The organism is Mycobacterium sp., assembly GCF_036488105.1.
In the GTDB taxonomy this organism is placed as follows: domain Bacteria; phylum Actinomycetota; class Actinomycetes; order Mycobacteriales; family Mycobacteriaceae; genus Mycobacterium.
The window spans coordinates 1-3,374 of the sequence record NZ_DASXHW010000553.1; the positions used below are offsets into that span (position 1 = coordinate 1).

Here is a 3,374-nt window from a genome sequence, read left to right on the forward strand (position 1 = left end):
CCGAGACACCTTGGGCCACCGGCAACAGTGCGGTCAGGTATGTCATCGTGTCGGGCGCGGGCCGAATGGTCACCGTCCGTTCGGTTTCGGCTTTGGCGGCCCGGTCGACGACCGCGTGCGGGTCGAGCCGGTAGGCGATCGTCTTCGCCGCCGCAGCCAGCCGAGCATCGCCCATCCCGTTCAATCTGTCCGGGTCAGCGCACATCTCGGCATCCAAAGCCCGCCGGTCCTCGACCTCCAAACATGCGCTTTCGCGCACGATCAAGGTGGCCCGCCACTCCGTCAACACCCCGGCCTCCAAAGCGGCTAGGGTGTAAGGCATCTCGTGCACCAAGGCTTTGGCGAAGCCGAGGTGCCGGTTACCCCGGGCGGGCGAGTCGAGTCGGGCGAGCGCGATCTCGCTGGCCACCCCCCGTCCACGGCGCGCGGCCGGAATTCCCTCGGCCGCCTCCGTGGCCCGGCGCGAGGCATCCAACGCGGCCGCGGCTCGGGCCTGACCCGCCGCCGCGGCGCACTTGGCGCGTTCCAGCTCGGCGATGCGCTCGATCAGCGCTGATTCCTCGCTGGCAGGATCGACGATCGCCAAGTATTCGAACATACATTCGACTATAGCAGGGTCCACTGACGCGTTGATTGTCCGACAACCCCTGGTCCTCACGGGTCTGAGGAACCTCGAAGACCGTGACCGCTTCACCGGCCGCCGCCCCCATTGACAGGTCTTGACAATTGCTCATCTCACATTCCGGGCATCCTTATCGTCTACAGGTAAAGAGCGAAGGGGGCGCGGCGGATGCCAACGAGCGACTGGGCAAAACGCGTCGACGCCGGCGACTGGAAGGCGATCGCCGCCGACGTCAACAACTTCGGCGGCGCACTGTTACCACGCCTGGTGACGACGACCGAGGCCCGGCGGCTGCGCAAGCTCTACGGCAACGACGACCTGTTCCGCGCCACCATCGACATGAAGCCTCGTCGCTACGGCTCGGGGCAGTATCGCTATTTGCGCGCTCCCTACCCGAAGGCGATCGAGCAGCTCAAGCAGGCGCTGTATCCACGGCTGTTGCCGATCGCCCGCGACTGGTGGGCCAAGCTCGGCCGCGAGGCGCCCTGGCCGGACAGCCTCGACGAGTGGCTGGGCATGTGCCATGCCGCCGGCCAGACACGGTCGACCGCCCTGATACTCAAGTACGGGACCGACGACTGGAATGCGTTACATCGAGATCTCTACGGGGACTTGGTTTTTCCCCTTCAAGTGGTGATCAACCTGAGCGACTCGGGCACGGAGTACACCGGCGGGGAATTCATGCTCGTCGAACAACGGGCCAGGGCGCAATCGCGCGGCACCGCAACCCAACTGCCGCAGGGCCACGGCTACCTGTTCACCACCCGCGACCGGCCGGTGCAATCGACTCGCGGATGGTCGGCGGCCGCGGTGCGCCACGGCCTGTCCGTGGTGCGGTCCGGCGAGCGTTACGCGCTGGGACTGATCTTTCACGACGCTGCGTGAGCGACTTATCGCGGCGGAATGCCGTTTAGCCGGGCAACGTCCGGACGACCCGACGTGTCGGCTTCGGCGTGTCAGCGACTGGTGTTGCCGCAGAGGCCGAATCGCGCCCCAGCGCGATCGTCGCCGCCGTCATCGCGCCGACGGCCAGCGCCAGAATCACACCCCCGGGGCCACGCACCACCAGATGCTCACCGAGCACGACGACACCCAACAGCACCGCCACCACCGGCTCACCGACCAGCATGATCGGCACCGACGCCTGCAACGCGCCCGCGTGAAATGCTGACTGCTGCAGCACGGTAACCGTGACCGCGAGCGCGACCAGCAAATACGGCGCCGGCACCGTCAACAGCCCGTGCCAACCGTGCGTGGCAAGGCGGTGCGTGCTGACTTTGGTCAGCACCGCGATCATCCCGAGCAGCACGGCGACGGCGGCGGCCAACAGCATGGCCCGGGTTCGGCCGGCCGTCCGGCGGGCCGCCAGGACGCAGACGATCACCACCGGGACCGAGGCGCCCAGCGCCACACTCCACGCGGGCACCGGCGCACGATAATGGCCCTCGCGCGGCTGACCCACCAGAACGAATACGGTGAGCGCCGCGGTCAGCAGTAACGCCCAGCCCCAATCACGAGCTCGCACATGCTGATTGGAGAATCGCGCACCCAGCGGCAGCACGAACAGCAGCGACGACACCAGCAGCGGTTGCACGAGCAACAACGACCCGTGCGCCAACGCAAGCGCCTGGAACACATATCCGCCGATGGCGCCCAGCGTTCCCGCCCACCACGAAGGCTGACGTACCCACGACGTCACAATTGCGCCCGAGTCCTCCGGGTGGTCTGCCGTCCTCTGGATGGCACGCTGCCGGACGACGATGCCCACCGCGGCCCAAAACGCGGCGAGCAGTGCGGATCCGATGGCCAGAGCGTGCGACGCTAACCACTCCACGTTTGGCTCACTACCGGTTGCTCGCAACCTCTAACCGAGATACCCGGTCTGATTCACCAGGCGCACCGACGATGCGCCGTCGGGGTAGAACTCGGCGATGCTCAACGACGCCAGGTCGAGATGCAGCCGGTAGAGAATCCCCGGCCCGGCGTCAAGCGCCTCGCGCAGCAGCATTTTGATCGGGGTCACGTGCGATACCACCAGCACGGTGCTGCCGCCGTGGTCGGCAATGACCCGGTCCCGCGCCCGGGACACCCGCTGGTTAACGGCGTCGAAGCTTTCTCCGCCCGGCGGCTCTGTGCTGGTGTCGCGCAACCAGCGGCGATGCAGTTCGGGATCGTGTTCGGCGGCCTCGGAGAACGTCAGTCCTTCCCATCCGCCGAAATCGGTTTCGATCAGGTCGTCGTCGACGGTGACGTCCAGGCCCAGCCGTTTAGCGGCCGCCGTCGCGGTGTCGTGGCAGCGCTGCAACGGTGAACTGACGACCGCCGCGATGCCGCCACGCGCCGCCAAGTACCGGGCGGCGGCGTCGGCCTGTTGCCGGCCCAGCTCGGTCAGTGGTGGGTTGCCGCGTCCGGAGTAGCGCCGCTGCACCGACAGCTCGGTCTGGCCGTGGCGCAACAACAGCAACCGGGTGGCGGTGCCGCGCGCGCCGGTCCATCCCGGGGGTGAGGGGTTCTCACTGACCGCGCCCGACGGTGTCGCGCCGGCCTGTTCGGCCGCGGCGTCCATCGCCTCGTTGGCCAACCGGTCGGCGTGCGCGTTCTCCGCCCGCGGAATCCACGTGTAGCTGACCCGATCGAATCGCTGCGCCAGCGCGCGAGCCTGCTCGTGAAGCTCGGCAAGGTCGGGATGCTTGACCTTCCATCGCCCCGACATCTGCTCGACGACGAGTTTGGAATCCATCGACACCGCGAC

4 protein-coding genes are annotated in these 3,374 nt (G+C 67.6%); 1 reads left to right on the forward strand and 3 read right to left on the reverse strand.

Annotation, left to right across the window (positions count from 1 at the left end; genetic code table 11):
* Positions 1 to 598: DUF222 domain-containing protein (locus VGH54_RS29035; RefSeq protein ID WP_331515629.1), on the reverse strand; the 598-nt coding region annotated here is incomplete at its 3' end.
* Between the two features lie 192 nt (positions 599 to 790).
* Between VGH54_RS29035 and VGH54_RS29040 the strand changes: the two genes are divergently transcribed.
* The gene (locus tag VGH54_RS29040; RefSeq protein ID WP_331515630.1) at positions 791 to 1,507 is read left to right on the forward strand and encodes a 2OG-Fe(II) oxygenase; all 717 of its coding nucleotides are present in this window, start codon (positions 791 to 793) and stop codon (positions 1,505 to 1,507) included.
* Between the two features lie 25 nt (positions 1,508 to 1,532).
* Here the strand turns inward: VGH54_RS29040 and VGH54_RS29045 are convergent, their stop codons facing one another.
* Both VGH54_RS29045 and VGH54_RS29050 read right to left on the reverse strand, forming a co-directional pair.
* The gene (locus VGH54_RS29045; RefSeq protein WP_331515631.1) at positions 1,533 to 2,456 is read right to left on the reverse strand and encodes a DMT family transporter; all 924 of its coding nucleotides are present in this window, start codon (positions 2,454 to 2,456) and stop codon (positions 1,533 to 1,535) included.
* Positions 2,457 to 2,486: 30 nt separating this feature from the next.
* Positions 2,487 to 3,374, reverse strand: an 888-nt coding sequence (locus tag VGH54_RS29050; RefSeq protein WP_331515632.1) for a bifunctional RNase H/acid phosphatase, incomplete at its 5' end; no start/stop codon positions are given.

Bases quoted from the DNA above. Each gene is read 5' to 3' on its own strand.
- VGH54_RS29040 (WP_331515630.1), top strand. From the start codon at position 791: ATGCCAACGAGCGACTGGGCAAAACGCGTCGACGCCGGCGACTGGAAG.